The sequence below is a fragment of the Pseudomonas sp. A125 genome, from assembly GCF_055409485.1.
On the sequence record NZ_JBUZVP010000014.1, the window covers coordinates 174,110 to 197,344 of the forward strand.

The following is a 23,235-nucleotide window of genomic DNA, read 5'->3' on the forward strand; positions in this document are numbered from 1 at the left end:
CGCTCAACTCGTTTGAAAATACACCCATAAGCCAGCCTCGCGCTGGCTTATGCGTATTCAAGACATGACTATTTGGGAGTAACTGCAGAGCATGTTCCGTAATTCGTATATTCAGCAGAACTCTGATATCCAGGCCGCTGGCGGCCTGGTCCCGATGGTTGTCGAGCAATCTGCTCGTGGCGAACGCGCCTATGACATCTACTCGCGCCTGCTCAAGGAGCGAGTGATTTTTCTGGTTGGCCCGGTAGAGGACTACATGGCCAACCTGATCTGTGCGCAGCTGCTGTTCCTTGAAGCGGAAAACCCGGACAAGGACATCCATCTCTACATCAACTCCCCGGGCGGCTCGGTCACTGCAGGCATGTCGATCTACGACACCATGCAGTTCATCAAGCCGAACGTATCGACCACCTGTATCGGTCAGGCGTGCAGCATGGGTGCTTTCCTGCTGACCGCTGGTGCTGAGGGTAAGCGTTACTGCCTGCCGAACTCGCGCGTGATGATTCACCAGCCACTGGGCGGTTTCCAGGGCCAGGCGTCGGACATCGAAATCCATGCCAAGGAAATCCTCTTTATTCGTGAGCGTCTCAACACGCTGATGGCCAAGCATAGCGGGCACACCTTGGAAGAGATCGAGCGCGACACCAACCGCGATAACTTCATGAGCGCCGAAGCCGCACGTGAATACGGGTTGATCGACGCAGTGATCGAAAAGCGCCCCGCTTAATATAAGCAGCTCAAAATAGGGCTGGTCGGCAAGTCCGACCACCGGTGGGCTTGAAAAAGCCCTCAATAGCCTTCATCTTGTGTTGCAAGCCTATCGGATTTGGATCGAACGAATGACTGACACCCGCAACGGCGAGGACAACGGCAAGCTGCTCTATTGCTCCTTCTGTGGCAAAAGCCAGCATGAAGTACGCAAGTTGATTGCCGGCCCCTCGGTCTTTATCTGCGACGAGTGCGTCGACCTGTGCAATGACATCATCCGTGAGGAGGTGCAGGAAGCCCAGGCCGAAAGCAGCGCGCATAAATTGCCTTCGCCCAAAGAAATCAGCGGCATCCTTGATCAGTATGTGATTGGTCAAGAGCGTGCAAAGAAGGTTCTGGCCGTAGCGGTGTACAACCACTACAAGCGTCTGAACCAGCGCGACAAGAAAAGTGACGACGTCGAGCTCGGCAAAAGCAACATCTTGCTGATCGGTCCTACAGGTTCGGGTAAAACCCTGCTTGCAGAAACCCTGGCTCGCCTGCTGAACGTTCCCTTCACCATTGCCGATGCTACCACGCTCACCGAGGCTGGTTACGTAGGTGAAGACGTTGAGAACATCATTCAGAAGCTGCTGCAGAAATGCGACTACGACGTGGAAAAGGCCCAGATGGGCATTGTCTACATCGATGAAATCGACAAGATTTCGCGCAAATCCGACAACCCGTCGATCACCCGGGACGTTTCCGGTGAAGGCGTGCAGCAAGCGCTGTTGAAACTGATCGAAGGGACTGTTGCTTCCGTACCGCCACAAGGCGGCCGCAAGCATCCACAGCAGGAATTCCTTCAGGTTGATACGCGCAACATCCTGTTCATCTGTGGCGGTGCGTTCTCCGGTCTGGAAAAGGTTATTCAAAACCGTTCCACCCGTGGCGGCATTGGCTTCAGTGCAGAAGTACGCAGCAAGGAAGAAGGCAAGAAAGTCGGTGAATCCCTGCGTGAAGTCGAGCCTGACGATCTGGTCAAGTTCGGTCTGATCCCGGAATTCGTTGGCCGTCTGCCAGTGCTGGCGACGTTGGACGAGTTGGATGAGGCTGCATTGATGCAGATCCTCACCGAGCCGAAAAACGCCCTGACCAAGCAATACGCCAAGCTGTTCGAGATGGAAGGTGTGGACCTTGAGTTCCGTGCTGACGCGCTCAAATCGGTGGCCAAGCGGGCACTGGAGCGCAAGACCGGCGCCCGTGGTTTGCGCTCGATCCTCGAAGGCGTACTGCTCGACACCATGTACGAAATCCCCTCGCAGTCCGAGGTGAGTAAAGTGGTGATCGACGAAAGCGTTATAGAAGGCAAGTCCAAGCCACTGTATATCTACGAAAACAGTGAGCCGGCTGCCAAGGCTGCGCCAGACGCGTAAGCGTTGCACCGCAGAGCTGTACAAAATAAAGGGGCCTTCAGGGGCCCCTTTGTTTTTACTGCGTTTAACTGATGCCATTACGCTTGTTTTTTTTGCAGGCAGCCCCCATCTTGGTTTCAAGTTACTTTCATCTGTCATAGAGGCGAAATCATGAAGACAACCATTGAATTGCCTCTCCTGCCGTTGCGTGATGTCGTCGTCTATCCGCACATGGTTATCCCGCTGTTCGTGGGGCGCGAGAAGTCTATCGAAGCCCTCGAGGCCGCGATGACGGGCGACAAGCAGATCCTGCTGCTGGCCCAGAGAAATCCTGCTGACGATGATCCAGGCGAAGACGCCCTGTATCGCGTTGGTACCGTTGCAACTGTCCTGCAACTGCTCAAGCTGCCTGATGGCACCGTCAAGGTGCTGGTGGAAGGTGAGCAGCGCGGTGCGGTCGAGCGCTTCATGGAAGTGGACGGCCACCTGCGTGCCGAAGTGGCGCTGATCGACGAAGTCGACGCCCCTGAGCGCGAATCCGAAGTGTTCGTGCGCAGCCTGCTGTCCCAGTTCGAGCAATACGTGCAACTGGGCAAGAAAGTCCCCGCAGAAGTCCTCTCTTCCCTCAACAGCATTGATGAGCCTAGCCGCCTGGTCGACACCATGGCCGCGCACATGGCGCTGAAGATCGAGCAGAAGCAGGACATTCTGGAAATTATCGATTTATCGGCCCGGGTCGAACACGTCCTGGCGCTGCTGGATGCCGAAATCGACCTGCTGCAGGTTGAGAAGCGCATCCGTGGCCGTGTCAAAAAGCAAATGGAGCGCAGCCAGCGCGAGTACTACCTGAATGAGCAGATGAAGGCCATTCAGAAGGAGCTCGGCGACAGCGAAGAAGGCCACAACGAAATCGAAGAGCTGAAAAAGCGTATCGATGCTGCTGGCCTGCCGAAAGACGCGTTGACCAAAGCCACCGCCGAGCTGAACAAGCTCAAGCAGATGTCGCCGATGTCGGCCGAAGCCACCGTGGTTCGTTCGTATATCGACTGGCTGGTGCAGGTGCCGTGGAAGGCCCAGACCAAAGTTCGGCTGGACCTTGCCCGTGCCGAAGACATTCTCGATGCCGATCACTACGGCCTCGAAGAAGTCAAAGAACGCATCCTCGAATACCTTGCCGTGCAAAAGCGCGTGAAGAAGATTCGCGGTCCGGTGTTGTGCCTGGTCGGTCCTCCTGGTGTGGGTAAAACCTCGCTGGCGGAGTCGATTGCCCACGCCACCAACCGTAAATTCGTACGCATGGCCTTGGGTGGCGTGCGTGATGAAGCCGAAATTCGTGGTCATCGCCGGACTTATATCGGTTCGATGCCAGGAAGATTGATTCAAAAGATGACAAAGGTGGGCGTGCGCAACCCGCTGTTCCTGCTTGATGAAATCGACAAGATGGGCAGCGACATGCGTGGCGATCCGGCATCTGCCTTGCTGGAAGTGCTCGACCCCGAGCAGAACCACAATTTCAACGACCATTACCTGGAAGTCGACTACGACCTGTCCGACGTAATGTTCCTGTGCACCTCCAACTCGATGAATATTCCGCCAGCCTTGCTGGACCGGATGGAAGTGATTCGTCTGCCGGGTTACACCGAAGACGAGAAGATCAACATTGCCGTCAAATACCTCTCGCCCAAGCAGATTGCGGCCAACGGCCTGAAAAAAGGCGAGATCGAATTTGATGCCGACGCGATCCGCGACATCATTCGTTTCTACACCCGCGAGGCCGGTGTACGGGGCCTTGAGCGTCAACTGGCGAAGATCTGCCGTAAGGCCGTGAAGGAACATGCGCTGGAAAAACGCTTCTCGGTGAAGGTCACCGCTGACCTGCTGGAACACTTCCTGGGCGTGCGTAAATTCCGCTACGGCTTGGCTGAACAGCAGGACCAGGTGGGTCAGGTCACAGGCCTGGCATGGACCCAGGTGGGCGGCGAATTGCTGACCATCGAGGCTGCCGTTATCCCGGGCAAAGGGCAACTGATCAAGACCGGTTCCCTGGGTGATGTGATGGTCGAGTCCATTACCGCCGCGCAGACCGTGGTGCGCAGCCGCGCCAGAAGCCTGGGGATCCCCCTGGACTTCCACGAGAAGCACGACACCCACATCCATATGCCGGAAGGGGCGACGCCCAAAGACGGCCCTAGCGCTGGTGTAGGCATGTGCACGGCACTGGTATCAGCCCTGACCGGGATTCCGGTGCGTGCCGATGTCGCCATGACTGGGGAAATCACCCTGCGTGGGCAAGTGCTGGCCATTGGTGGCCTCAAAGAGAAATTGCTGGCTGCACACCGGGGTGGTATCAAGACCGTGATCATTCCTGAAGAGAATGTTCGCGACTTGAAGGAGATTCCTGACAATATCAAGCAGGATCTGCAGATTAAACCGGTTAAATGGATTGACGAGGTCCTGCAAATTGCGCTGCAATACGCGCCGGAGCCCTTGCCGGATGTGGCTCCGGAGATAGTCGCGAAGGACGAAAAACGCGAGACTGACTCTAAGGAAAGAATTAGCACGCATTAATACGTTTAAGCCTGGGGGCTTCCTTGACAGCTTTTTAGAGCCCTTGTTATAAAGCGGCTCTTAAGTGTCTGTAGGCCATTCAGCACTGGTTTTTGCTTTCACCAAAAAACTTAGAATCATACTCAATAGATATAAGGGGACTTAGAGTGAACAAGTCGGAACTGATTGATGCTATCGCTGCATCTGCTGATATCCCGAAAGCCGCTGCTGGCCGTGCGCTGGACGCAGTAATCGAATCCGTCACTGGCGCTCTCAAGGCCGGCGACTCTGTGGTACTGGTGGGTTTCGGTACTTTCTCTGTGACCGATCGTCCAGCTCGCACTGGCCGTAACCCACAGACTGGCAAGGCTCTGCAAATCGCCGCTGCCAAAAAACCAGGCTTCAAAGCCGGTAAAGCCCTGAAAGAAGCGGTTAACTAAGCTTCGCTAAAGCCTTACCCATCCGGGTCGGACGCAGGTCTGACCTGGCAGCGGAGCGGCAGCTGACCCGAGCATCCATCGGGTCGCCACGCCGGGGGTGTGGGTTCAAACCCCCGTCCGCTCCGCCAGTTACGAGAAGGCGCATCCTCGGATGCGCCTTTCTTCTATCCGGACTCTACCCACGCTCCACGGTTGCCTAATTTTGAAGTTCAACCGTTTCTGGGGGACGCATGCTGCAGAATATCAGGGACAATTCACAAGGCTGGATTGCCAAGACTATTATCGGGATCATCGTCGCATTGATGGCGTTCACCGGTATCGAGGCTATTTTTCAGGCTTCGACCAACAACAAGCAGGACGTGGCCAAGGTCAACGGTGAAGAAATCACCCAAAGCGAACTGGGCCAGGCCGTCGACATGCAACGTCGTCAGCTGATGCAACAGCTGGGCAAGGACTTCGATGCTTCCTTGCTGGACGAAAAGCTGCTGCGCGACGCCGCCCTCAAAAGCCTGATCGATCGCAAGTTGCTGCTGCAAGGCGCGGCCGATTCGAAATTCGCTTTCTCCGAAGCTGCGCTGGATCAAGTGATCCTGCAGACGCCGGAATTCCAGGTGGATGGCCAGTTCAACGCTGAACGTTTTGACCAGGTGATCCGTCAGCTGGGCTACAGCCGTATGCAATTTCGCCAGATGTTGAGCCAGGAAATGCTGATCGGCCAGGTTCGTGCAGGCATTGCCGGCAGCGGGTTTGTCACCGATGCCGAAGTGCTCGCTTTTGCCCGTCTGGAAAAACAGACCCGCGATTTCGCCACCGTCAGCGTCAAGGCCAACCCGGGTGCGGTAAAACTCACCGACGACGAGGTCAAGGCTTACTACGACCAGCACGCCAAAGAGTTCATGACTCCGGACCAGGTGGTTATCGATTACCTGGAACTGAAGAAGGCTTCCTTCTTCGACCAGGTCACGGTCAAGGACGATGAGCTGCAAGCTCTCTATCAGAAAGAAACCGCCAACCTCGCTGAACAGCGTCGCGCGGCGCACATCCTGATCGAAGTCAACGACAAGACCACTGACGAGCAGGCCAAGGCCAAGATCGAAGAGATCCAGGCACGCCTGGCCAAAGGCGAGAAGTTCGAAGCCCTGGCCAAGGAGTTCTCCCAGGACCCGGGTTCTGCGAACAACGGCGGTGACCTCGGTTTCGCCGGCCCTGGCGTCTACGACCCAGCCTTTGAAACAGCGCTGTACGCGTTGAACAAGGACCAGGTCTCGGCACCGGTGCGTTCGAGCTTCGGCTGGCACCTGATCAAGTTGTTGGGCGTTGAAGCACCTGAAGTGCCATCGTTCGCCAGCCTGAAAGACAAGCTGACCCGCGAGCTCAAGACCCAACAGGTTGAACAGCGTTTCGTCGACGCGACCAAGCAACTGGAAGACGCTGCATTCGAAGCTTCCGACCTGGCCCAGCCCGCGTCGGACCTTAAGCTGACCGTGCACACCTCCGCGCCGTTTGGCCGTGAAGGTGGCGAAGGCATCGCTGCAAACCGTGCTGTGGTAACCGCAGCGTTCAGCCCTGAAGTACTGGATGAAGGTGCCAACAGCAGCGCCATCGAGCTGGATCCGGAAACCATCGTGGTGCTGCGTGCCAAAGAGCACTTGAAGCCTACCCAGTTGCCACTGGAAAGCGTTTCCACGGCCATTCGCGCCCAGTTGACCAAGGAGCGCGCAAGTGCTGCGGCGAAGACTCACGCGGACGAGCTGATTGCCAGCCTGCGCGATGGCAAGACCCCGCTCAACCAGCCGGTTGACGGCCAGGCCTGGAAAGTCACCGAAGCGGCCACCCGTGGCCAGGAAGGTATCGAGCCTGCCGTGCTGCAAGCCCTGTTCCGCATGCCCAAGCCTGCGGCCAAGGACAAGCCGACCTTCACCAGCGTGACCTTGCCGGACGGTAGCCTGATGATCGTGCGCTTGAACGCGGTCAATGAAGCTGCTGCCCCGAATGATGACGAGAAGGCTCAGTACCGCCGCTTCCTCGCCTCTCGTGTGGGTCAGCAAGACTTCGCCGCCTACCGCAAGCAGTTGGAAACCAAGGCTGAGATCAAGAAGTTCTGATCTCGTAACAGCCTGAATAAAAAGACCCCGGCCTGAAGAGGCCGGGGTCTTTTTTTATCCGTAGTATTCGGGGGGCGTTCAGTCGATGATTCAGGAGAGCAAGCCGTGAGCAAACGGATCTACATCAGCGGCGCTTCGGGCGCAGGCGTGAGTACCTTGGGCGCCGCTCTGGCAGGCAGCCTTCACCTGCGTTATGTGGATGTCGATGATTACTACTGGTACCCCACTGACCCTCCCTTTGAAAAATCACGCCCACCTGAAGAGCGGATCGCGTTGCTGATTCAAGCGCTTGCTGATTCCCCTTGGGTGCTGTCCGGATCAATGGATGGCTGGGGCGCCGAGGTGATTCAAAACGCTGACCTGGTGGTGTTCCTCGACACACCAACGGCACTGCGAATCGAGCGCTTGAAATCGCGCGAATCGCAACGGTTTGGCTCGCGGATCTTGCCGGGCGGCGATATGCACGAGAACCACCGCAAATTTCTCATATGGGCTCAAAGCTATGAGGCTGGCAGCCGGGCGGGGCGCAGCCGGCCCAGGCATGAGCTGTGGCTCAAGCAGCTGACTACACCTGCCATTCGGTTGAACGGGGAAATCGCGGTTGCCGAGTTGGTGACAAAGGTCATCGCCGCGATTTCCGGTTTGACTCAACAACAATCCACCGGCGACTGAGTCAACGAGCAAACTTGAGCTTGCCCCACGTCAGGCCAATCACGGCGGCCAGGGACGATGCGGTCAGCACACTCAGCTTGGCGGCCGACAACAGCGCCGGATCGGAGAAGGCCAGCGACGAGATGAAAATCGACATGGTAAAACCAATCCCCGCCAGCAGGCCCACCAGGGTGACGCCGTTCCAGGTCACGCCTTCCGGCAGTTTGCAGATGTTCAGTTTGACCAGCACGACACTCGCCAGCATCACACCCAGCGGCTTGCCGAGTACCAATGCCAGGATGACGCCCATGAATACTCCGTGAGGCAGTGGGTCGCCGAGGTTGAACCCTTGCAGACTCACCCCGGCGTTAGCCAGGGCAAACAGCGGCATTACGCCGAAGGCCACCCAAGGGTGCAAGCCCGCTTGAATGCGCTGCACCGGCGGTAACATTTCCCGCTGGGCCTGTCGCAATTGCTTTAACGGTTTGGCGACTTGATGCGCGCTTTCAGCTGACTGCGAAAGCCGGTCCATCAGCTCATTGAACGTGCGACCGATAGTGTCGAGAGGGCGTTCCCGGGTGGGTCTGGAAGTGACAGGCGTCATCAGGCCAAGCATTACGCCCGCGAGCGTCGGGTGTACACCCGTCTTCAGCAGCCCAAACCACACAATTGCCCCCGGCAGCAGGTACACAACGGCCTTGCCGACTCCCATCCGTTGAAGCACCAGCACCAGCGCCAAGCCGCAGGCCGCGATCACCAGGCCCATGTAGTCGAGGCTCGCGGTATAGAAGATCGCAATGATCAGGATGGCGACGATGTCATCAATGATCGCCAGCGCCAGCAGTAAAATGCGCACGCCAGCGGGGATGGATTTACCCAGCAATGCCAGCACACCCACGGCGAACGCGATGTCGGTGGCGGTGGGCACCGCCCAGCCACTGGCCGCTGCGGTGCCATGGTTGAGCAGGGTGTAGATCAGCGCCGGCATCAGCACGCCACCCAATGCCGCACCCAAAGGCAAGGTGGCCAGTTTCAGGTTGGCGAGTGCGCCGTCCTTGATCTCCTGGCGAATCTCGGCGCCCACCACCAGGAAGAAGATGGTCATCAGCCCGTCGTTCACCAGGAAGTGCAACGAGCGCGAGACCGTGAAATCTCCCAGCCCGACAGTGAGTGGGGTATTCCAGAAGTGTTCGTAGGAGTCGGCGACCGGGCTGTTGGCCCAGATCAGCGCGACGATCGCTGCCAGCAGCAACACGATGCCGCTGACCGCTTCGATGCGTGAAAATCGCTCCAATGCAGACAGCGCGCCTTCGACCAAAACCTGGGGGCGAGGAATAGCAGGGTGTTTATCAGGCACGACAAGTCTCCATTGGCGGCCCGACCAATGCTTATCCTTTAACCTGCGCCGTGCCGTATGCAGCAACGCACCCAGGGCGATCATAAGAGTTAAGAAACATCACGTCACGTTTCTGTTTGAACATCGGTTAAACGAAGCGATGCTGTCAGGGCCAGCACGATCAATGCGGCGACCGCCCACGGAAACGAGGTCACTCCCCAACCCTGCAGCAACATGCCGCCGAGCAGGCCGCCACCGGCGATGCCCAGGTTCCATACGGTCACCAGCATCGACTGCGCGGCATCGGCTGAAGCCCCGGCCGCCTTGGCCAATGCCGTCTGCAGCAGTGCCGGCAGGCCGCCAAATGCCAGGCCCCACAATGCAACCGTGGTGTAGATGACTATCGGTGAGGTAATCCAGAACGCCAATGCCAATGCCGACAGCGCGAACATTGCGCAACTGATGACCAATAAGGCGCGCAGCCGCTGATCAATCAGCGCGCCAACGATCCAGATGCCCAGCAGCGCCGCCAGGCCAAACACCAGCAGCACTTGGTCAATGTCTGCGGCAATCCCGGCGGGCACCAAAAACGGCGCGATATAGGTATAGAGAATGTTGTGGGCCAGCACGTAGGTAAAGGTCACAAACAGCACCGCACGAATCCCCGGCAATGCCAGTACCTGACGCAGCCCCAGACGCTTTTCCGCGTGTTCCCCGGCGAAGTCCGGAACCTGCCAGCGCACCCAGGCCAGCAGCACAACGGTAAGGCCGGTCATGATCGCAAAGCTCAGGCGCCAGCCTACGGCGGTGCCCAGGAACGTCCCGGCGGGCACACCCAGTGACAAGGCCAGCGGTGCCCCGAGCATGGCCACGGCAATTGCCCGGCCCTGCAGGTGCGGCGCAACCATGCGGCTGGCGTATCCGGCCAGCAGCGCCCAAAGCAACCCTGCGAATACCCCGGCGAAGAACCTCGCTACGAGGGTCAGCAGGTAGTCGCTGGAAAACGCCGTGACGCTGTTGACCAAGGCAAACCCGCCGATGGCAATCATCAGCAAGGGCCGCCTGCGCCAGCCCCGGGTGGCGATGGTCAGGGGGATGGCGGCTAATAGCGAGCCGAGGGCGTAGAGGGTCACCAATTGGCCCACCAAGGCTTCGGACACTGCGAGGTCGGCGCCCATTTGCGGCAGCAGGCCCGCTGGCATGGCCTCAGTGAGGATGGTGATGAAGCCGGCGGTGGCCAGTGCCAGCAAGCCACCCAAGGGCAGTCGTTCACAGCTCGCGGCAAGGGTTGGGGACGATAAGGCGCTGTCGCTCATGTTTCGTGGCTCCGGTTTTCAGACAAATGGGCAGGGAACCAGAGTAGGGGGCTGCGGGGCATAGAAAAACAGGCTAAGGTTCCGAACTTATCGGACGCCAACGTCCGCAATCCTCGGGAGCGAGACGATGGACAGCCTGGGCAGTATTTCAGTGTTTGTGCAGGTGGCAGAAACCCGCAGCTTTACCGAGGCCGGGCGCATGCTCGGGGTGTCGTCCTCGGCCATTGGCAAAAGCATCGCGCGCATCGAAGAGCGTTTGGGTGTGCGGTTGTTCCATCGCAGTACCCGCAGTATCACGTTGACCAGCGAGGGCGCGCTGTTTCTCGAACGCTCCCGGCGCATCCTGGCCGAGGTCGAGGCCGCCGAACAGGAACTGAGCCAGGCATCCGCCACCCCGCGGGGCAAGCTGCGTATCAGCCTGCCGCAAGTACGCGGCCTGTTGATGCCGGTGCTGACGGATTTCATGCGGGCCTATCCCGAGATCGAGCTGGACGTGGACTTCTCCGACCGCATGGTGGACGTGATCGAAGAAGGCTTTGATGCGGTGATCCGTACCGGCAAGCCCGAGGACTCCCGCTTGATGGCCCGTCACCTCGGGTATTACCGCCTGGTGCTGGTGGCCTCGCCCGACTACTTGCGCCAGCACGGTGCGCCGCGCCTGCCCCGGGACTTGAGCGACCATGCCTGCCTGCGGCACAAGTTCTGCGCCACCGGCAAACTGGAAGCCTGGCCGCTGCGCCCGGAATTAGGCATGCCCGAGCCGGTGCTGCGCGCGCCGCTGGTCTCCACCACCATCGAATCGCTGATGCACGTGGCCCATGAAGGCCTGGGCATTGCCTGCCTGCCAGATTTCATGGTCCGCGAGTCGGTGGAGCAGGGCCGGCTGCAACGGGTACTCGACTACTACCTGGAACACAGCGGCAGCTTTTGGATGCTCTGGCCATCAAGTCGCCATGCCTCGGCAAAATTGCGTGTGTTTATTGACCATATGGGTGAGCGGCTTTTTCCTGCAGACACCGTTCCATAAGGTTGTGACGTTTTACCGACAGGAATTCGCGCGCCAAGGCCACGTTCTGTTGCACAATACCGGCCTGACTGTTTTCCTCAGGATTTTCGATGTCGACATCATTTCACTTGCGTAGCCTCGGGGTAGCGCTGGTGCTGGCGGGCGCTGCGGGCTGCTCGTCACCCAAGACCGCTATTTATGAACATGAGAATTTCGACGACTCCGGTACGTTTTCCCGTGATTACCCGGTCAGTGACACCGCGGCCTGCGAAGCGGCGCGCCGTGCGCTGTTGAGCCAGGGTTACATCATCACCAGCAGCGATCCAAAGCTGGTAGTGGGTAACAAGAGTTTCCAGCAGACCGGCGAGACTCACCTGCAAATCAGTTTCAACGTGGTGTGTGCCGACGATGGCAGTGGTGATCATCACTCGACGATGTTCGCCAACGCCTTGCAGGACCGCTACGCGCTGAAGAAGGTCAACAACTCCGCCAGTCTCGGCGTGGGTGTGCTGGGCTCGGTGTCGATGCCGATTGGTTCCACCGATGATTCGATGGTCAAGGTGGCCAGCGAGACGGTGTCTGCGCCAAAGTTCTACGACCGTTACTTCGCCCTGGTGGACGTTTTCCTGCCGCAGGAAGTGAAAAAGGCTGCGCATATTCCAGAGAAACCCAAGGCTGACCTGGGCATTCCAGAGCCGAAGGCAGCCCCGGTAGCCCCGGCAGCCGATAAGGTTGAGGCGCCTAAAGAAGCGCCAAAAGAAGTCCCCGCCACACCGGCAGCCCCCGTTGTGCCGGCGATAGAGCCTGCGGCATCGGAGCCGGTCGTACCGCCGGCAGAGCCTGCGCCAATTGCGCCAAAGGAAACCCCGGCACCGGCGCCAGAGGCCACCAACCCGGCACTGCCGGCGCCGACCGAAGTGATTCCGCCCCTGCCGACGCCTGCGCAGTAACTACACCGCTACGGGGTTGGCCTTGTCGACGTTGATCCCGTAGCGGCTGATCGCCTGCGCCACCCTGGCGCGGCTGATCATCCCGTCATCCGCCAGCGCCTTCAGGGCCGCCAGTGCAATGAAGTAACGGTCCACCTCAAAGAACGCGCGCAAGGTTTCGCGGGTGTCCGATTGCCCGAATCCATCGGTGCCCAGCGCCACAAAGCGCCGGCCCGGTACGAACGGGCGGATCTGGTCGGCGAAGATCTTCATGTAGTCGGTGGCCACCACCACAGGCCCGGCCTGGCCCTCGAGGCATTGCTCGACATAGCTGCAACGCGGCTCGCTTTGCGGGTGCAGCAGGTTCCAGCGCTCCACGGCATGGCCTTCACGGCGCAGCTCGGTCAGGCTGGTGACGCTCCACACATCGCAGGCCACGGCAAAGTCATCGCGCAGCAAATCCGCGGCGCCGAGCACTTCCCGCAGGATCGAACCGCTGCCCATCAGCTGTACCCGCGGTTGCGCGTTATCTTCGGCGGCTTTGAACCGATACATGCCCTTGAGAATTCCTTCCTCGACGCCTTCGGGCATCGCCGGCTGCGGATAGTTTTCGTTGAGCAGGGTGATGTAGTAGTAAATGTCCTCTTGCTCGACGTACATCCGGCGCATGCCCTCGCGAATGATTACCGCCAGTTCGAAGGCAAAGGTCGGGTCGTAGGAAACGCAGCACGGAATCACCGACGACAGCACATGGCTGTGGCCATCGTCATGCTGCAAGCCTTCGCCCATCAATGTCGTACGCCCGGCGGTTGCCCCCAGCAGGAAACCACGGGCCCGCGCATCGCCGGCGGCCCACGCCAGGTCGCCAACCCGCTGGAAGCCGAACATCGAATAGAAGATGTAGAACGGCACGGTCATCAGGCCGTGGTTGGCGTAGGACGTACTCGCCGCGATCCATGAGGAGATGGCGCCGGACTCATTCAGGCCTTCCTGCATGATCTGTCCGTCCTTGCTCTCCTTGTAGTAGGAAAGCTGGCCGGCATCCTGCGGGGTGTAGAGCTGGCCGACGGCGGAGTGGATGCCGATCTGGCGGAACAGGCTTTCCATGCCAAAGGTGCGGGACTCGTCCGGCACGATGGGCACGATCAGTTTGCCCAGGTTCGGGTCCTTGAGCAGGGTGCCGAGGATGCGCACAAAGGCCATGGTGGTGGAAATCGAGCGCTCGCCGGTGTCCTTGAGCTGGGTGGCGAAGGCTTCCAGTTCCGGGATCTTCAACGATTCGACGGCGCTATGGCGAGCTGGCACGTAACCGCCCAACGATTGGCGACGGGCCGCGAAATAGCACGCTTCTTCGCTATCGACAGCGGGTTTGAGGTAAGGAATTTCGGCCAGTTGATCGTCAGCCACTTCCAGCCCGAAGCGATCACGAAAAGCCTTGACCGCCTCAGCGCCCATTTTTTTCAGTTGGTGGTTGATGTTCTGGCCTTCGCCGGCCTCGCCCATGCCGAAACCTTTCACGGTTTTTGCCAGGATCACCGTCGGCTGGCCGCTGTGGCGCACGGCGGCTGCGTAAGCGTTGTAAACCTTGTCCGGGTCATGGCCGCCCCGTGAGAGTTTCCAGATATCGTCGTCGGACATGTCCGCCACCAGCGCCAGCAACTCCGGGTATTTGCCGAAGAAGTGCTCCCGCACGTAGGCGCCGTTTTGCGACTTGTAGTTCTGATAGTCGCCGTCCACGCATTCCATCATGCGCTGGCGTAGCAAGCCGCTGTTGTCCTTTTCCAGCAGCGCATCCCAGCCGCCGCCCCAAATCACCTTGATCACGTTCCAGCCGGCGGCGCGGTACAGGCTTTCGAATTCCTGGATCACCTTGGCATTGCCGCGCACCGGGCCGTCGAGGCGTTGCAGGTTGCAGTTGACTACAAAGATCAGGTTGTCGAGCTTCTCGCGCCCGGCCAGGGAAATAGCCGCGAGCGATTCCGGTTGATCCATCTCGCCATCACCGAGGAAGGCCCAGACCTTGCGACCCTGGTGCTGCTTGAGGGCGCGAAACTCCAGGTAACGCATGAAGCGCGCCTGATACGCGGCGGTAATCGGCCCGAGGCCCATGGACACTGTAGGAAATTGCCAGAAGTCCGGCATCAGCCTTGGATGCGGATAGGACGACAAACCATCGCCGCCGGCCTCCCGGCGGAAGTTGTCGAGTTGCGCTTCGCTGATCCGGCCTTCGAGGTACGCGCGGCCATAAATGCCCGGCGCCGAGTGGCCCTGGATGTACACCAGGTCGCCATCGAAGGTATCGGTGCGGCCCCGGAAGAAATGGTCGAAGCCTACGTCATACAGTACGGCCGCCGACGCGTAGGTCGCAATATGCCCACCCACGCCGGAATGTTTGCCGGCGCGCAGCACCATGGCCATGGCGTTCCAGCGGATAAACGCATTCAGCCGGCGCTCGGTGGCCAGGTTGCCGGGGTAGGGCAACTGGCGGTCCACCGGGATGGTGTTGACGTAAGGCGTGGTCACCCGCCCGTAGAAGTCGCCATGGCGCGCTACATCGAAATCCAGCAACTGATCAATCAGGTAATGCGCACGCGGGCGGCCTTCGGTGGACAGCACCGATTCGATGGACTCCAGCCATTCGCGGGTTTCCTGTGGATCGTCGTCGAGGCGTACTGCTGTGTTCGGGGTCATGTCAGGCTCCAGGGTGGACGGATTTCAACGTGCGGGCTCCTTGTGGGAGCTTTGCGAATGTAGTTGCAATTGCAACTATATGGCTGAATCTAGCGCGGGATGAGCTACTATTGCAACCTTCTTGAAATTTCCCGGATGGTGCTGCATGTCGTCGAAAGAGCCTGATGTATGGTTCCGTTTTGTTCGGGCCCACAGGACGGTCATCCGTGAAATCGAGCGGCGCCTGGCCGAGGCCGGGCTGCCGCCATACGCCTGGTACGACGCGTTGTGGGGCCTGGAAAGCGGCCCCGACGGCACCCGGCGCATGCACGAATTGGCCGACGTACTGGCGATCGAGCGCTACAACCTGACGCGCTTGGTAGACCGCCTGGAAAAGGACGGCCTGGTGGTGCGTTCGCGCTCCGACGGTGACGGGCGGGCCGCCTTTGTCTCGATCACCGATGAGGGCCGGGCGTTGCGTAAAAAGATGTGGAAAATCTACGAAAGCAGCGTGGATGAATTGTTTTTGTCGCAGCTCGACAGCGAGCAACGCCGGGGCTTTGCCGAGGCGTTGGAACGCACCACAGGGTTGGCGATGGAGGCGGGTGTGCAGACCCGGGGGCGGCGTAAGGCCTGATTCATTTCAGGTGATATCGATGCAGGGCGGTTTCGACGTGTTCTGCTTCGATGTATCCAGCGTTGGGCCGCATCTGCCTGGCGGGCCAGCCGGGTGTAGCTGGGGCAACTCCACAGCTGCGCCTCGATGTTCCAGTCGGTTTCGAGCAACTGTGCCGCGTGCACAACTTCTTCAACGCGTCGATACACATCAGGGCAGAGCGTTCGGTGCTGGCAGTCATGAGCAGGGTCGCCTGGCAACGGGTGCCCATACCCTAAAGGAAGTCGGTTTATGATTGCAATTGCAATGATTGCAGTTGCATCTAAAATTCACCCGGCTAAATCGGCCCGACACTGCTACGTTTAACCTTGAAGTGCAGGAACGTCATGCCACGGACATTTTTTCGTCATGACGGCACTTTAGGCTGGTTGTGCAGGTCACTTAGCAACCCCTTTTCATAAAACAAGGAGTCAACCATGGACGAATACCAGGAAGAATTGCTGGAGTACCAGGCCTTTGAACTGGATCCGCTGGATCCGGCCGATGATGCCACCGAGCTGTAAGACAGACGTCAGGCGGAATGCCGCTGACTGCGGCGAAATTCCCCTGGGGTCTGGTTGTTCCAGCGCTTGAAGGCTCGTTGAAAGGCTTCCGCTGAAGCAAAACCAAGCAGATAGGCAATTTCACCGAACGCCAGTTCGGTATCGCGAATGTAGGTCATGGCCAGGTCGCGGCGAGTGTCGTTGAGAATCGCCCGGAACTGAGTCCCTTCCTCCGCCAGCTTGCGCCGCAAGGTCCAGGTGGGCAGTTTCAAGCGTGACGCCACTTCTTCCAGGTCGGGTTCCCGGCCACCATTGAGCATCGGCCCGAGCAACCGGGTAATGCGCTCGCGCAGGCTGCGGGTGCGCGTCAACTGCTCCAGTTCCCGTTCACACAACTGCACCAGCAACTGCCAGGTACTTGGGCAATGTTGCGGGTTGCGCATGCCCAGGGTTTGCTGGCTCAGGCGCAGTTGATTGTGCTCGGCGCCAAACTGGATCGGGCAATCTCCCAGCACGCTGTAGCGCTCGCTGTAGTCGGGTGCCTGGAACTCGATTTCGATGCGCTGCGCTTGCACCGGTTGCAGGCAAAGGCTCGACAATTGATGCAGCCAGCCAGCGATGATCGAGTCCACCACAAAGCGGTTATAGGCGTTGTAGGGGCTGATGGAATAGAAGCGCAGCCAGGCGCCGTTGGCGTCCTCGTGAAAGCTTGACTGGCCGCGATAGTTGGAGCCGTACAAGGCTTCGAAACGCGTGAGGGTGCGTGCGGCTTCGCGCACGGTGGGCGCCTGGGCGGCGGTAACACCGGCGAGGCCCGCCTGGCTCAGGCGGCTGAGTTGGCCCATGCGCAGGCCCAGCCCGGGGTCGCCGGTCAGCTGGATGGCCGCAAAACCCAGGCGCATATAGCGCGGGATCGACAAGCGGGCGCCAGCCTCGGCCAGGCGCGCCGGGTCGAGCCCGTATTGCAGCAGTAATGGTTGCGGGTCCAAGCCGTGGCTGTGGATCGCATCGGCCAGGGTGTGGACAAAGCCCACCGATAAATCCCCCAGCCGCACCGGCTTCATCGCCTTACAGCCACACGTTCAGCAGGCGTGCACCATGGGCATTGCCGTCGGCGAACACCTGGCCGTTGCTGCTGAGGAAGCTTTGCCCGGCGCTGCCCATGTCAAAGAACTGCCCGCGCAGGAATACGCTCATGCCGGCAGTCGCCTGGCTGATGGGCCGTTGGCTGATCAGGGTCAGGCGGTGCCAGGCTTCGCCTTCGCTGAGTTCTTCGGGCTTGAGGCTGATCTCCGGTGGCGTCGACACGCTTTTGAAGCCGCGCCAAGGCTTGTCCCAGGTCTCGCGGCCAATCACGAAGGCCGGCACAGCCACCAACTGTGCACCTTGCTCGTTGAGCTTGCGGTAGTTGTCGGGGTACCAGCTGTCGCTGCCGATCAGGATGCCCAGGCGCCCGGCTGGGGTGTCGACCACGCTGACGGTGTTTTCGTCGCCCGGTTCGATAAAGCCGCGCTCGTCGAAAATCGGGTACAGCTGGCGTTGCGGCTGGCCCAGTGGCAAGCCGTCGCGGTCGAATACCACGCTGGTGTTGTACAGCGCGCCATGGCCGATGTGCAGTTGGCCCTGGCTCACGCTCGGGTTGGGCAGGGCGATGGAACCGGCCACCAGGGTCACGCCGAACTCCTTGGCCAGGCCGCCGAACAGCACCTGATAGTCGCGGGCCATGGCCTGGGCCTTCATGCGCAGGTAGGCGTCGTCGATGCGGTCATCACCCTTGGCACTGATCAATGCCCGCAGGAACAGCAACGGGTTGCTTGCCGACAACCAGTTCATCGCTTCCTTGAGGTTGGTGGCCTGGTACAGCTCGTTTTTCTCGCCACTGACCATCAGCCAGGTGCCGATATGTTCCGGCAGCACCACGATGGTCTTGTCGTTGATCAGCCCCTGGTCCCGGGCCTTCTGCAGATAGGCCGCAAATTTCAGGTGCAGGCGTTCCAGGCTTTGGTAGTCGGCGGGGAACAGTTCCGGCTGGATGCCCAGCAGGTTGCCGCGGTCGGCGGGCACGCCTTGGTCGACGGCCAGGTTGATCCGCAGGTCGGACAGGTAATGCCCCACGGGGCGCTCCTGGGTCCAGACCAGATAGGCAGAAACGGCGGCAACCAGGGCCATGGTTAGGGTGAAGGCAAAAAGCTTACGCATGGGAAAAAGACAACAAACCGGGTTCAGAGCATGAGTTTTCGTGTGACCTGAGAATGAGGATACACAGACTCTACGGCTAACAGGAATTATTGCGTAGACGCCGAGGTTTTTCTTCACACACATCGACATCTGTTTGCCGTCAACAGACGTGTCACGGTCGCGCCATCGAAACCATGGTCTGCAGCCAAATTTCTTTGAGGCGCTCTTAAGCAACTGAACCCTCAGCAGCCGTCGCCCAGTGCAAACCTAATCAACTGAGCGCCGAGGGCGGCGGGCGGGCTGTTGGCAGCAGGCAGCATCAGGGTTGCCGCATCAAGCTCTCCCTGGAGCATCAGCCGTTCCAGTTCTGAGCTCCAATCGGTGACGATCTGCATTTCCAGGCTCGGTAAGCGCGCTCTCATCCGGGAAACCACCTCAAACACCACCGCGTCCGCGACGATCTGTGTCAGGCCCACGCGAAATCGTCCGCTCGGCATCGCGTTTTCCTGGGGAATACTCAGCAGGTGTTCAGCGTCCCTGAGTAGTTCCACGGCTTTTTCATAGATGCGATACCCCATTGCGGTAGGTGAAGGAGGGCGCGTCGTGCGGTCGAGCAGCGTTTCACCCAGCGTCTCCTCCAGATGCTGGATGCGGCGAGACACGGCGGATTGCGTCAGGCACAGGGTAAGCGCCGCCTTGGTCAGCGATGCGCTTTCGATGACAGTGACGAAAGCTTCAGGTCCTCAAATAGCATGCGCAATCCTCATTATGTTTTTGAAAACTATGCGCTTGATGAATTTTGCCGTCGAGACTAGCGTTACACCACTGGCCACCGCCGTGGACTGGCCACCGACCTCGTCAAGGACTCTGCCATGCCTTTAGTTCGAATCGACCTCGCCGCCGACACCAGCGTTGAAACCGCTGCGGCGATCGGCGATGTGGTATATGCCGCGATGACCAACGTTGCCAACGTGCCTGAGCACGATAAATTCCAGATCATCAACCGCCACGCCAAGGATGAGTTGGTGTACCCGGCGGCGGGGTACCTTGGGGTCACGTACACGCCCAAGATCGTTTTTATCCAGGTGACGTGGAACGCCGGGCGCACCATTGAGGTGAAAAAGGCCTTCTACAGGTTCATCGCCGAAGGCATCCACGCCAAGACCGGGCTGCGCAAGGAAGATGTGTGGATCAGCCTGGTGGATGTGAAACGTGAGGACTGGTCATTTGGCAATGGCGAGATGCAGTACGCGCCAACTGAATGACTGAAACACTAAAAGAGGGGCGACTGATCCATTAGTCGCCCCTCTTTTTTATTGGGCGTTCAGTGTTTCCAGAAACTGTACGTGCAGCAACTCAGCGCCCTTGGCCGATAATCTTGTCTTTTAAGCTCACTTGCTGTCTCTCGTGTGGCGGAGTTACTTTCGTTCCATTCAAAAATACATGATTATAAAAATCTATTAAGTAGAGTTTGAGTTGAATCTGTTTTTATTGTGGGTCTTGCCGGGCCACCGCTGCGCGATTTGATCATTAACTTGTCACTTTCAGTCATTGAGCACCAAACCCTGGGCTCTTAGTCTGTGGGACATAAACCGATGGAGTGCCATACGAGCGCTCCACGTCCCGTGATGATCCGTTGTGGAGCTGTACCATGACCGCTGCTGCCTACCCGCACCTGCTGGCCCCGTTGGACCTGGGTTTTACCACCCTGCGTAACCGCACCCTGATGGGCTCGATGCACACCGGCCTTGAAGAGAAACCCGGCGGCTTTGAGCGTATGGCGGCGTACTTTGCCGAGCGTGCCCGTGGCGGCGTGGGCCTGATGGTGACCGGCGGTATTGGCCCGAACGATGAAGGCGGGGTGTATGCCGGTGCAGCCAAGCTGACCACCGACGAGGAAGCGCAAAAGCACAAGATCGTGACCCGGGCGGTGCACGAGGCGGGCGGCAAGATTTGCATGCAGATCCTCCACGCCGGGCGTTATGCCTACAGCCCGAAACAGGTCGCGCCGAGTGCGATCCAGGCGCCAATCAATCCGTTCAAGCCCAAGGAGCTGGACGAAGAAGGCATCGAAAAGCAGATCAATGATTTCGTTACCTGTTCGGTACTGGCTCAGGTGGCCGAGTACGACGGCGTCGAAATCATGGGCTCCGAAGGGTATTTCATTAACCAGTTCCTCGCCGCCCACACCAACCACCGCACCGACCGTTGGGGGGGCAGCTATGAAAACCGCATGCGCCTGCCGGTGGAAATCGTGCGCCGGGTGCGCGAAGCAGTAGGCCCGAATTTCATCATTATCTTCCGCCTGTCGATGCTCGACCTGGTGGAAGGCGGCAGCACCTGGGAAGAGATCGTGCAGTTGGCCAAGGCCATCGAACAGGCCGGTGCGACCCTTATCAACACTGGTATCGGCTGGCACGAAGCGCGCATCCCGACCATCGCCACCAAAGTGCCGCGTGGCGCGTTCAGCAAAGTCACCGCCAAGTTGCGCGGTGCAGTGCAGATCCCGCTGATCACCACCAACCGCATCAACACCCCGGAAATTGCCGAGCAGATTCTGGCCGAAGGTGATGCGGACATGGTGTCGATGGCTCGCCCATTCCTGGCTGACCCGGACTTCGTCAACAAGGCCGCCGAAGGCCGCGCCGATGAAATCAACACCTGCATCGGCTGCAACCAGGCCTGCCTGGACCACACCTTCGGCGGCAAGCTGACCACCTGCCTGGTCAACCCGCGTGCCTGCTACGAAACCGAGCTCAACTACCTGCCGGTCAAGCAGATCAAGAAAATCGCCGTGGTCGGTGCCGGTCCTGCGGGCCTGGCGGCTGCCACCGTTGCCGCCGAGCGCGGGCATCAGGTGACCCTGTTCGATTCGGCCAGCGAGATCGGTGGCCAGTTCAACATTGCCAAGCGCGTTCCGGGCAAGGAAGAGTTTTTTGAAACCCTGCGCTACTTCAAGCGCAAGTTGCAGACCACTTACGTCGAGCTGTGCCTGAACACCCGGGTCAACGTTGAGCAACTGGTTGCGGGCGGTTACGACGAGGTCATCCTCGCCACCGGCATCGCGCCGCGTACGCCGGCGATCCCGGGCGTGGAAAACCCCAAGGTGCTGAACTACCTGGACGTGATCCTGGAGCGCAAGCCGGTGGGCCATCGCGTGGCGGTGATCGGTGCCGGCGGTATCGGTTTTGACGTGTCGGAATTCCTCGTGCATCAGGGTGTGTCCACCAGCCTGGACCGCGAGGCGTTTTGGAAAGAGTGGGGCATCGACACCCATCTGCAAGCGCGCGGCGGTGTGGCCGGGATCAAGCCCGAGCGCCATGCGCCGGCGCGCGAAGTGTTCCTGTTGCAGCGCAAGGCTTCCAAGGTTGGCGACGGCCTGGGCAAGACCACTGGGTGGATTCATCGCACGGGCCTGAAGAACAAGCAGGTGCAAATGCTCAACAGTGTCGAGTACCTGAAAATCGACGATGAAGGCCTGCACATCCGCATCGGCGCCGAGGGTGAACCGAAGGTGCTGGCGGTGGACAATATCGTTATTTGCGCCGGCCAGGATCCTTTGCGGGAATTGCACGACGGCCTGGTCGCGGCCGGGCAGAACGTGCACCTGATCGGCGGTGCGGACGTGGCGGCCGAGCTGGATGCCAAGCGCGCCATCAACCAGGGTTCGCGCCTGGCGGCCGAGCTGTAAACACGCAAAAGGGGCGGTGGTAGACTACCGCCCCTTTTCTTGTGCAGAACTGCCCTCATGGGTCCTTTCGACTGGCTTCCCCGCGCGCCCCTTGAACTCCTGAAGCTCGACTGGATGGGGTCGGTGGAGGTGGCGGTGCTGCGCCTGGACCGCATCGACCCGCTGATCAGCGGCAACAAATGGTTCAAGCTTACCGAGCACTTGGCGCAAGGCCGGGCGGCAGGTGCTACCGGCATCATTAGCCTGGGCGGGGCCTACTCCAATCATCTGCATGCACTGGCGGCGGCCGGGAAACGCTTCGGCTTCCCGACCGTTGGCTTGCTGCGTGGCCATCCGCAAGACACGCCCACGGTGCTCGATCTCAAAGCCTTTGGCATGCAGCTGCATTGGTTGGGTTATGGCGGCTATCGTGCGCGCAATGAGCCGGACTTCTGGCTGCCGTGGCGCGAGCAATATCCGAACCTGCACGCGGTGCCCGAAGGCGGCGGTGGCTTGGCCGGTGCGTTGGGCTGCGGGGTATTGGTTAGTCAGGTGCGGGCGCAATTAAGCGGCCTGGGCTGGGCGGGCTATGACGGTTGGTGGCTGGCAGCAGGCACTGGCACCACGTTGGCGGGGTTGGTGCTGGCCGAGGTGGGTGCGCATCCGGTGTACGGTGCGTTGGCGGTGCCCGACGACCATGGGGTGGCGCAGCAGGTGCAGGCGCTGGTGCAGGATGGTTATGAGTTGCTGGAGGCCAGCCGGGGTGGTTTTGCCAAGGTTGATCCGCAGTTGCTGGGGTTTATCGAGGCCACCGAGCAAGCCTGCGGGCTGCCACTGGAGCCGCTGTATACCGGCAAGGCGCTGTTGGCGTTGAAGCAGCAGATTGAAGCCGGCCGCTTCGTTCCTGGGACTCGCCTGATCTTCGTCCACACTGGCGGCCTGCAAGGCCGCCGAGGGTTTGCGGTTAGGCACTGTTGATGGGGTCGGTGGGTGGTGTACATATCCGTTGCTGCGGTAACGGCTGATATGGGTTCCGCTCTTACAGCCATGCCTTTCAAGGTCTACGTTTAAAACCCCGTTTAAAGTCATCTTCAAGTCCGTTTATCCGCCTTGGCAGATTTAAGCAC

At 59.6% G+C, this 23,235-nt stretch carries 18 protein-coding genes and 1 pseudogene; 12 read left to right on the plus strand and 7 right to left on the minus strand.

The genetic code is table 11. The features are described 5' to 3' along the window. The first annotated feature begins 91 nt into the window (after positions 1-91). The 6 genes from clpP to ACZRN6_RS20075 all read left to right on the plus strand — a co-directional run bounded on the left by clpP (position 92) and on the right by ACZRN6_RS20075 (position 7,866). On the plus strand, positions 92-727 hold the full coding sequence (gene clpP / locus ACZRN6_RS20050; protein ID WP_003174822.1) for an ATP-dependent Clp endopeptidase proteolytic subunit ClpP: 636 nt from the start codon (positions 92-94) through the stop codon (positions 725-727). A gap of 112 nt (positions 728-839) precedes the next feature. Further along, positions 840-2,123 carry an ATP-dependent Clp protease ATP-binding subunit ClpX gene (gene clpX / locus ACZRN6_RS20055; RefSeq protein ID WP_003207856.1) on the plus strand — a complete coding sequence of 428 codons (1,284 nt, stop codon included), beginning with the start codon at positions 840-842 and terminating at the stop codon, positions 2,121-2,123. A 150-nt stretch (positions 2,124-2,273) separates the two neighbouring features. Beyond that, complete coding sequence (gene lon / locus ACZRN6_RS20060) at positions 2,274-4,670, plus strand: endopeptidase La (RefSeq protein WP_322146156.1); 2,397 nt, start codon at positions 2,274-2,276, stop codon at positions 4,668-4,670. 146 nt (positions 4,671-4,816) lie between these two features. After that, complete coding sequence (locus tag ACZRN6_RS20065; RefSeq protein ID WP_003174819.1) at positions 4,817-5,089, plus strand: HU family DNA-binding protein; 273 nt, start codon at positions 4,817-4,819, stop codon at positions 5,087-5,089. Positions 5,090-5,319: 230 nt separating this feature from the next. Next, on the plus strand, positions 5,320-7,194 hold the full coding sequence (locus ACZRN6_RS20070; protein ID WP_322146155.1) for a SurA N-terminal domain-containing protein: 1,875 nt from the start codon (positions 5,320-5,322) through the stop codon (positions 7,192-7,194). Positions 7,195-7,299: 105 nt separating this feature from the next. Continuing rightward, on the plus strand, positions 7,300-7,866 hold the full coding sequence (locus tag ACZRN6_RS20075; protein ID WP_464008620.1) for an AAA family ATPase: 567 nt from the start codon (positions 7,300-7,302) through the stop codon (positions 7,864-7,866). A gap of 1 nt (position 7,867) precedes the next feature. On the opposite strand, the gene nhaA is transcribed toward ACZRN6_RS20075, so the two are convergent. Together nhaA and ACZRN6_RS20085 are read right to left on the minus strand one after the other, a co-directional pair. After that, positions 7,868-9,202 carry a Na+/H+ antiporter NhaA gene (gene nhaA / locus ACZRN6_RS20080; RefSeq protein ID WP_464008621.1) on the minus strand — a complete coding sequence of 445 codons (1,335 nt, stop codon included), beginning with the start codon at positions 9,200-9,202 and terminating at the stop codon, positions 7,868-7,870. A gap of 104 nt (positions 9,203-9,306) precedes the next feature. Then, positions 9,307-10,497: an MFS transporter gene (locus ACZRN6_RS20085; protein WP_464008622.1), complete on the minus strand. Its 1,191-nt coding sequence runs from the start codon at positions 10,495-10,497 to the stop codon at positions 9,307-9,309. A gap of 127 nt (positions 10,498-10,624) precedes the next feature. Here ACZRN6_RS20085 and ACZRN6_RS20090 point away from each other — a divergent pair, with 127 nt between their 5' ends. Continuing rightward, positions 10,625-11,524, plus strand: coding sequence for a LysR family transcriptional regulator (locus tag ACZRN6_RS20090; protein WP_322146151.1), 900 nt, complete (start codon positions 10,625-10,627; stop codon positions 11,522-11,524). 89 nt (positions 11,525-11,613) lie between these two features. Then, positions 11,614-12,453 (plus strand): DUF2242 domain-containing protein, encoded by an 840-nt coding sequence (locus tag ACZRN6_RS20095; protein WP_322146150.1) that lies wholly within the window; start codon positions 11,614-11,616, stop codon positions 12,451-12,453. Here ACZRN6_RS20095 and aceE read toward each other — a convergent pair whose 3' ends face one another. Then, positions 12,454-15,123 carry a pyruvate dehydrogenase (acetyl-transferring), homodimeric type gene (aceE, locus tag ACZRN6_RS20100; protein ID WP_464008623.1) on the minus strand — a complete coding sequence of 890 codons (2,670 nt, stop codon included), beginning with the start codon at positions 15,121-15,123 and terminating at the stop codon, positions 12,454-12,456. A 145-nt stretch (positions 15,124-15,268) separates the two neighbouring features. Here aceE and ACZRN6_RS20105 point away from each other — a divergent pair, with 145 nt between their 5' ends. After that, positions 15,269-15,739 carry a MarR family winged helix-turn-helix transcriptional regulator gene (locus ACZRN6_RS20105; protein ID WP_464008624.1) on the plus strand — a complete coding sequence of 157 codons (471 nt, stop codon included), beginning with the start codon at positions 15,269-15,271 and terminating at the stop codon, positions 15,737-15,739. Here the strand turns inward: ACZRN6_RS20105 and ACZRN6_RS20110 are convergent. From ACZRN6_RS20110 to ACZRN6_RS20125, 4 genes and pseudogenes are all read right to left on the minus strand, one after another. Then, positions 15,727-15,921: pseudogene (locus ACZRN6_RS20110) on the minus strand (hypothetical protein); the annotation flags it as partial. The gene ACZRN6_RS20105 and the pseudogene ACZRN6_RS20110 sit on opposite strands and share 13 nt — an antisense overlap. A gap of 368 nt (positions 15,922-16,289) precedes the next feature. Continuing rightward, positions 16,290-17,324, minus strand: a complete 1,035-nt coding sequence (locus tag ACZRN6_RS20115) for an AraC family transcriptional regulator (RefSeq protein WP_322146149.1) — start codon at positions 17,322-17,324, stop codon at positions 16,290-16,292. A gap of 4 nt (positions 17,325-17,328) precedes the next feature. Further along, on the minus strand, positions 17,329-18,459 hold the full coding sequence (locus ACZRN6_RS20120; RefSeq protein ID WP_464008625.1) for a carbon-nitrogen hydrolase family protein: 1,131 nt from the start codon (positions 18,457-18,459) through the stop codon (positions 17,329-17,331). Positions 18,460-18,680: 221 nt separating this feature from the next. Next, positions 18,681-19,157 carry a LysR family transcriptional regulator gene (locus ACZRN6_RS20125; protein WP_464008630.1) on the minus strand — a complete coding sequence of 159 codons (477 nt, stop codon included), beginning with the start codon at positions 19,155-19,157 and terminating at the stop codon, positions 18,681-18,683. 153 nt (positions 19,158-19,310) lie between these two features. Here ACZRN6_RS20125 and ACZRN6_RS20130 point away from each other — a divergent pair, with 153 nt between their 5' ends. The 3 genes from ACZRN6_RS20130 (at position 19,311) to ACZRN6_RS20140 (ending at position 23,086) form a co-directional block, all read left to right on the plus strand. Beyond that, on the plus strand, positions 19,311-19,703 hold the full coding sequence (locus ACZRN6_RS20130; RefSeq protein WP_322146146.1) for a tautomerase family protein: 393 nt from the start codon (positions 19,311-19,313) through the stop codon (positions 19,701-19,703). Positions 19,704-20,089: 386 nt separating this feature from the next. Then, complete coding sequence (locus tag ACZRN6_RS20135) at positions 20,090-22,129, plus strand: oxidoreductase (RefSeq protein WP_464008626.1); 2,040 nt, start codon at positions 20,090-20,092, stop codon at positions 22,127-22,129. A gap of 57 nt (positions 22,130-22,186) precedes the next feature. Beyond that, complete coding sequence (locus ACZRN6_RS20140; RefSeq protein ID WP_464008627.1) at positions 22,187-23,086, plus strand: 1-aminocyclopropane-1-carboxylate deaminase/D-cysteine desulfhydrase; 900 nt, start codon at positions 22,187-22,189, stop codon at positions 23,084-23,086. The last annotated feature ends 149 nt before the right edge of the window (positions 23,087-23,235 follow it).

Coding starts and splice junctions, on each gene's coding strand:
- clpP (WP_003174822.1), top strand. CDS start 92: ATGTTCCGTAATTCGTATATTCAGCAGAACTCTGATATCCAGGCCGCT.
- clpX (WP_003207856.1), top strand. CDS start 840: ATGACTGACACCCGCAACGGCGAGGACAACGGCAAGCTGCTCTATTGC.
- lon (WP_322146156.1), top strand. CDS start 2,274: ATGAAGACAACCATTGAATTGCCTCTCCTGCCGTTGCGTGATGTCGTC.
- ACZRN6_RS20070 (WP_322146155.1), top strand. CDS start 5,320: ATGCTGCAGAATATCAGGGACAATTCACAAGGCTGGATTGCCAAGACT.
- ACZRN6_RS20085 (WP_464008622.1), bottom strand. CDS start 10,497: ATGAGCGACAGCGCCTTATCGTCCCCAACCCTTGCCGCGAGCTGTGAA.
- ACZRN6_RS20090 (WP_322146151.1), top strand. CDS start 10,625: ATGGACAGCCTGGGCAGTATTTCAGTGTTTGTGCAGGTGGCAGAAACC.
- ACZRN6_RS20095 (WP_322146150.1), top strand. CDS start 11,614: ATGTCGACATCATTTCACTTGCGTAGCCTCGGGGTAGCGCTGGTGCTG.
- aceE (WP_464008623.1), bottom strand. CDS start 15,123: ATGACCCCGAACACAGCAGTACGCCTCGACGACGATCCACAGGAAACC.
- ACZRN6_RS20105 (WP_464008624.1), top strand. CDS start 15,269: ATGTCGTCGAAAGAGCCTGATGTATGGTTCCGTTTTGTTCGGGCCCAC.
- ACZRN6_RS20115 (WP_322146149.1), bottom strand. CDS start 17,324: ATGAAGCCGGTGCGGCTGGGGGATTTATCGGTGGGCTTTGTCCACACC.
- ACZRN6_RS20120 (WP_464008625.1), bottom strand. CDS start 18,459: ATGCGTAAGCTTTTTGCCTTCACCCTAACCATGGCCCTGGTTGCCGCC.
- ACZRN6_RS20130 (WP_322146146.1), top strand. CDS start 19,311: ATGCCTTTAGTTCGAATCGACCTCGCCGCCGACACCAGCGTTGAAACC.
- ACZRN6_RS20135 (WP_464008626.1), top strand. CDS start 20,090: ATGACCGCTGCTGCCTACCCGCACCTGCTGGCCCCGTTGGACCTGGGT.
- ACZRN6_RS20140 (WP_464008627.1), top strand. CDS start 22,187: ATGGGTCCTTTCGACTGGCTTCCCCGCGCGCCCCTTGAACTCCTGAAG.